3 protein-coding genes are annotated in these 4,156 nt (G+C 72.3%); 2 read left to right on the top strand and 1 reads right to left on the bottom strand.

The genetic code is table 11. The features are described from left to right. Positions 1–947: cell envelope lipid trafficking protein PgfA (pgfA, locus tag E1284_RS38995; RefSeq protein ID WP_165965605.1), on the bottom strand; the 947-nt coding region annotated here is incomplete at its 3' end. A gap of 385 nt (positions 948–1,332) precedes the next feature. On the opposite strand from pgfA, the gene E1284_RS39000 reads away from it, so the two are divergent. Both E1284_RS39000 and E1284_RS39005 read left to right on the top strand, forming a co-directional pair. Then, a complete protein-coding gene (locus tag E1284_RS39000) occupies positions 1,333–2,034 on the top strand; it encodes a class I SAM-dependent methyltransferase (protein ID WP_243715012.1) in 702 nt (233 codons plus the stop codon). Next, positions 2,031–3,254: an acyltransferase family protein gene (locus E1284_RS39005; protein WP_165965606.1), complete on the top strand. Its 1,224-nt coding sequence runs from the start codon at positions 2,031–2,033 to the stop codon at positions 3,252–3,254. Before E1284_RS39000 ends, E1284_RS39005 begins: the two co-directional genes overlap by 4 nt. The last annotated feature ends 902 nt before the right edge of the window (positions 3,255–4,156 follow it).

Raw genomic sequence — 4,156 nt, forward strand, 5'->3', positions numbered from 1 at the left:
TCGATGGGCGGCGGCTCGCGCCGGGCCAGGCCGAGGTAACCGCCGACGAACAGCAGGATCAGGCCGAGGAAGATCGCGCCGGCCGGGACGTAGCTGCGCACCATGTCGATCTGCAGCGCCTTGCCGTTCGACATGTCGACCATGGCCTTCTGGTCCTTGTCGATGCTGACCAGGTCGGCCTGGGCGACGATCATTTTGCCCTTGCCGTCCGGCGTCTGGACGGTGCTGCGGATGTTCTTGCGGTGCTTCACCGGGATGCCGGTGCGCGGGTCGACCCAGACGGTGTTGTAGGCCTCGGTGTAGCGGTCCACCTTCTGGTTGCCGGCGTCCTCGGGCAGGCCCAGCATCTTGGCGGGCAGCTTGGTGTCGAGCGCGGCCGTCTTCGTCAGCGGGATCGTCTGGGTGAACCGGTAGGTGGTGAGCCCGTGCACCTTCTCGACGTCGCCGAACACCATCGGCGCCGCCTGCTTGGTCGTCGTGTCGAAGAACGGGTAGTCGCGCTTCTGGACGTTCCCGAGCGGGAACAGCAGCCCGTACCCGGACATCCGGACGGCGTTGTCGCCGTCGACGTTGACGCCGCAGCAGTTGACCAGGACGCTCGTCCGCCGGTCGAAGGCGATCCGGAAGCCCTGGATCTGGACGGGCTTGTCCGGCTTGGCCTGGTCGTAGATGTTGGTCGTGGAGTCCCAGACCGCGATGTCGTCGTCGCCCTCGTTGGCGCGGACGTCACCGCGGACGGTGTTCTTCGCCAGCAGGGTGACGCCGGTCTTCAGCTTCAGGTCGGCCTGGTCGAAGTACGTGGCGTCCTTCGACTCCAGCAGCGTCACCTGGTACTGGTTCAGCGGCGCGACGATCACCTGGTCGGCCACGTAGAAGCGGACCAGCGGCGCGAGCGCGAGGAAGAAGGCCCCCAGGCCGATCAGGACAAGGCCGACCGGTCGCCGCATGAACACCTCCGGGACTGCCGTCGTCATCGTCAACGGCCGAGAGGCCGGGTCCGGCATGTCCGAAGTACCCTACAGGACCTCTCAAACCGCCAGTCCAATAAGACCGGCCCTCCAAGAGTAGGCTCCCGTCCTCGCCCCGTGCGCGACGGCGGTCCGTTGTTCGGCGGAGATCTGTCCGGCACTGAGTACTGGCCGGTAAGCTCCCCGTTACCTCGGCGTCCCCCAAGTGAGGTGATCATTGACCTCGGCGGCACACGACCAGCCGACGGCGGCCGAAGAACCGGCGCCCGCCCGACCGGCGCCCCACGCCCAGCCCCGGTTGCTCGTTGACGGCGGGGGCGGGTGGGCGCCCCTGCCTCGGCACTGTGCGACGTTGGCGCGGTCGGTGCGGTTGCTCAGTGCGTTCCGGCGGGAGCGGAGTGAGCCGGAGTACTTCTATGACCTGATGGCGCGGGACACCGTCGCGCAGCTCGGGTCGTACGCCGATCTGCGGGGGGCGACCGTCATCGACGTGGGGACGGGGTTCGGGTTCTTCGCGCGGGCGCTGGCCGACGCCGGGGCGCGCTGCACGGGGATCGACCATGATCTCGCGGAGCTGACCGCGCATGAGGGACGCACGTCGAACCAGCTCGTCGCGAGTGCCTTGGCCCTGCCGTTCCGGACGGGGGCCGCCGACGTGTGCTTCTCGTCCAACGTCCTGGAGCACGTCCCCGACCCCTGGCGGATGGGCGACGAGATGGTGCGGGTCACCCGGCCCGGCGGGACGGTCTTCCTGTCGTTCACCAACTGGCTGTCCCCGTGGGGCGGGCACGAGACCTCGCCCTGGCACTACCTGGGCGGCGACCGGGCCGCGCGCTGGTACGAGCGCCGGACCGGACGTCCGCCGAAGAACCTGTTCGGCCGCAACCTGCACCCCGTGTCGGTCTCATCGGCGCTGGCATGGGCCCGGCGGCGTCCCGACATCGAGGTTCTGGACACCGTGCCGCGCTACCACCCGCGCTGGGCGGAGGGTGTGGTCCGGGTTCCGTGGCTGCGGGAGATCGCGACGTGGAACCTCGTGATGGTGCTGCGGAAGAGGGAGCGGTGAGCAGCCCGGCGCCGCCGCCGATCTCCGGCCACCAGGACACGCTCGACGGTCTGCGGGCGGTGGCCGCGCTCGCGGTCCTGGTCTTCCACGTCGCGAGCGCGGCGGGTTCCATCACCAACCCGGCCGGGCCGCGGTGGCTGTTCAACGGCGGCCAGGTCGGCGTGCCGATCTTCTTCACGCTGTCCGGGCTGCTGCTCTACCGTCCGTGGGCGGCGGCCGCCCTGGACGGGCGTGCCGGGCCGCGCACGGCCACCTACCTGCGCAAGCGCGTGTTCCGCATCATGCCCGCCTACTGGGTCGTGATCGTCGTCTTCATGGTCACGGCGGGCAGGGACCACGTCGCCGACCCCGTCACGTGGGTCTCGCTGCTCACGCTCACGCAGACCTATCTGCCCGACATGTGGTGGAACGGCGCCCTGGGGCCGGCGCAACTCGGACAGTTCTGGAGCCTCGTCGTCGAGGTCGGCTGGTACGTCACGCTGCCGTTCACCGCGGCCGTCCTCGCCTGGTACGCGCACCGGGTGCGGACCCACGACGTGGGCGTCCGGGCCCGGCGGCTGCTGATCGGCATCGGCGTCTACGCGTCGCTGTCGTTCCCCTGGTCGGTCTTCATGTTCGTCCCGGAACGGCACACGCAGATGGGCCTGTGGCTTCCGCGGTACTTCGTCTGGTTCGCGATCGGGATGGCGCTCGCGGTGGTGACGGTGTGGGCGCGGCTGGACGAGCGGCGCCCGGTCGCGGCGCTGTGCCGGGCCGTGTCGGACTCGTGGGCGGCGTGCTGGGCCGCGGCGGCGATGCTGTACGTCGTCGCGGCGACACCGGCGGCGGGCCCGCTCAGCCTCCAGACGCCGGACATGTTCTGGACGGCGACGCTGCACCTCGTCGTGTTCGGGCTGTGCGCGGCGGCGCTGGTGGCGCCGGTCGCGCTGGCACCGGCCGGGCAGCCCGCGCTCGGCGCGATCCTCGGCAACCGGGTGATGCGGTTCCTCGGCCGGATCTCCTACGGCGTGTTCCTGTGGCAGCTGCTGATCATCGTCTCCTGGTACGACGTGACGGACCGGGGTTTCCGGGGGGACGTGGCGACGGATCTGCCGCTGCTGGCGGCGGCGTCCATCGCAGCGGGGACCCTGAGCTACTACCTGGTGGAGTGGCCGGTCCAGCGGCTGACCCGGCGCCGGGACCGGGCCCGCCCGGCCCCTGCCCGGGTGCCGTCCAGCTGAGCGAGATCCGCCCGCCGGCGTCGCCGCCGCGCGGCGGTTTCGGCCGCCACAGCTCGACCGCGATCCGGCCGACGACGGCGAGCCCGAGCAGCTGCGGCGCGATGTCGCCGACCGGACCGGACGGGGCGGCCGGGTTGTCGAGCAGATCGAGCCACATCGCGGCGGCGAGGCAGCCGGTCCCGGCGAGCATGGCGAGCGCGATCGGCCACGGCGACGCGAGCGCCCGCGGCACGGCGGAGCGGCGGGTGCGGGCCCAGCCGCACAGGGCCGCGGTGCCGAGCGCGGCGGCGAGGCCGGGCGGCCCGGCGATCCAGCCGCCGAGCGCGGCGGCGAGCCCGAGCGCCGCCCACGCGGGCCAGCCCGTCCCGGCGACCGCGCCGCGCGGATCGGCGCGGCGGCGTCCGGGACGGCCGGGCCAGAGGGCGGCGATCAGCAGGACGAGCAGGAGGTTCAGCCCGGCGACGACGGCGATCCGCTGGGCCCGGTCGGGCAGGTAGGACAGCTCGACGACGCCGCTGGTGCCCTCGGGGACGAGCCAGCCCTGCTTCCACCCGTCCAGCCGGACGGGCCGCAGTTCGGTGCCGCCGACGGTCGCGCGCCAGCCGGTGTTGAAGTTCTCGTTCACGGTGAGGAACGAGGCGGTGGCCGCGGCCACCTCCAGCTTGCGGGAGCTCGAGCCCCAGCCGATGACCTTGACCTGCTGCGGCGGGCGGGCGGCGGCGTCCGGCCCCGGCTTGGCCCCGACCGTCACGGTGTCGACGCGGTAGGCGTCGAACGGCACGGCCGTCAGGTGGTTCCGGCCCTTGGTGAGCACGGCCGCCTTGCAGGCGCTGAACCGGAGCGGCCGGCCGGCGAGCAGGTCGCCGAGCGTCCCGCTCGCCTTCGTCTGCACCACCCCGCCC

The sequence above is a fragment of the Actinomadura bangladeshensis genome, from assembly GCF_004348335.1.
Classification (GTDB): domain Bacteria; phylum Actinomycetota; class Actinomycetes; order Streptosporangiales; family Streptosporangiaceae; genus Spirillospora; species Spirillospora bangladeshensis.